The organism is Nocardia sp. NPDC002869, from assembly GCF_046764065.1.
Classification (GTDB): domain Bacteria; phylum Actinomycetota; class Actinomycetes; order Mycobacteriales; family Mycobacteriaceae; genus Nocardia; species Nocardia rhamnosiphila.
The window spans coordinates 1-1,409 of sequence record NZ_JBKOOL010000337.1 but is presented as its reverse complement, the minus strand read 5'-3'; the positions used below and the strand labels follow the sequence as shown (position 1 = coordinate 1,409).

Genomic DNA, 1,409 nt, shown 5'->3' with positions numbered 1-1,409 from the left:
CTGGAACGGTCGTTTCTGCCCGGGCGGTCGTTCAACGGCCCCGCCGATTTCAACACCCAGCTCGAGGACTGGCTGGAGTTGGTGAACCGTCGGCCACGCCGGGTGCTGGGCTGCGCACCGACCGATCGGATCACCGCGGACCGGCAAGCGATGCTGGCGTTGCCGCCGACCGCGCCGGAGACCGGGTGGCGGCGATCGGCCCGGCTGCCGCGTGATCACTACATTCGCTTCGATTCCAACGATTACTCGGTGCATCCAGCGGTGATCGGCCGCCGAATCGAGATCGTCGCCGATCTGGAGCGGGTCCGGGTGCATTCGGGCGGGCGGATCGTCGCCGATCACGAACGGATCTGGGCCTGGCATCAGACCATCTCCGATCCCGAACACATCGAGGCAGCGAAAGCGTTGCGGCGCGGCCGGATCGGTGTCCTGCGTGCAGCTCCGGAACCCGAGGTCGAGCAACGTAACCTGACCGATTACGACACCGCACTCGGCATCGACACCGAAGGCGGGGTGGCCTGATGCCCGCCAGAACACGAACCCCAGCCAAGACCTCCACCACGACCCGGGACTTCACCGCCGAGCTGAGCTTCCTCACCCGAGCGTTGAAAGCACCATCGCTGCGGGAAGCCGCGCAGCGACTGCCCGAACGCGCCCGCGCCGAGAACTGGACCCACGAAGAATTCCTCGTCGCCTGCCTGCAACGCGAGGTCTCCGCCCGCGAATCCCACGGCGGTGAAGGACGCATCCGCTCGGCCCGTTTCCCTCACCGCAAATCCTTGGAAGAGTTCGACTTCGGTCACGCCCGCGGACTGAAACGCGACACGATCGCGCACCTGGGCACCCTGGATTTCGTCACCGCGAAAGAGAACGTGGTGTTCCTGGGACCACCCGGCACCGGCAAAACCCATCTCGCGATCGGACTGGCGATCCGAGCTTGTCAGGCCGGATACCGGGTCGCGTTCGCCACCGCCGCCGAATGGGTGTCCCGCCTCGCCGAAGCCCACCACACCGGCCGCCTGCAGACCGAGCTGACCAAACTCGGCCGCTACCCGCTACTCGTCGTCGACGAGGTCGGCTACATCCCCTTCGAGAACGAAGCCGCGAACCTGTTCTTCCAGCTCGTCTCATCCCGCTACGAACGCGCCTCGCTCATCGTGACCAGCAACAAAGTCTTCGGCCGATGGGGCGAGGTCTTCGGCGACGACGTCGTCGCCGCGGCCATGATCGACCGCCTCGTCCACCACGCCGAGGTCATCGCATTGAAAGGCGACAGCTACCGGCTCAAAGACCGCGACCTCGGCCGCGTCCCCACCGCCGACACAACTAAAGACTGAAACCACCCACCCCGGCCAGAGGGGTCAGAATTCGGATGCCGAAAAGTGGTCAGGATTGGCCTGCCGTTGACA

2 protein-coding genes are annotated in these 1,409 nt (G+C 65.7%); both read left to right on the top strand.

Translation table 11 applies throughout. The features are described 5' to 3' along the window. Positions 1 to 522: Mu transposase domain-containing protein (locus tag ACLML9_RS28740; RefSeq protein WP_411948428.1), on the top strand; the 522-nt coding region annotated here is incomplete at its 5' end. Next, a complete protein-coding gene (gene istB, locus ACLML9_RS28735; RefSeq protein WP_411948427.1) occupies positions 522 to 1,337 on the top strand; it encodes an IS21-like element helper ATPase IstB in 816 nt (271 codons plus the stop codon). The genes ACLML9_RS28740 and istB, both read left to right, overlap by 1 nt. Positions 1,338 to 1,409: the final 72 nt, after the last annotated feature.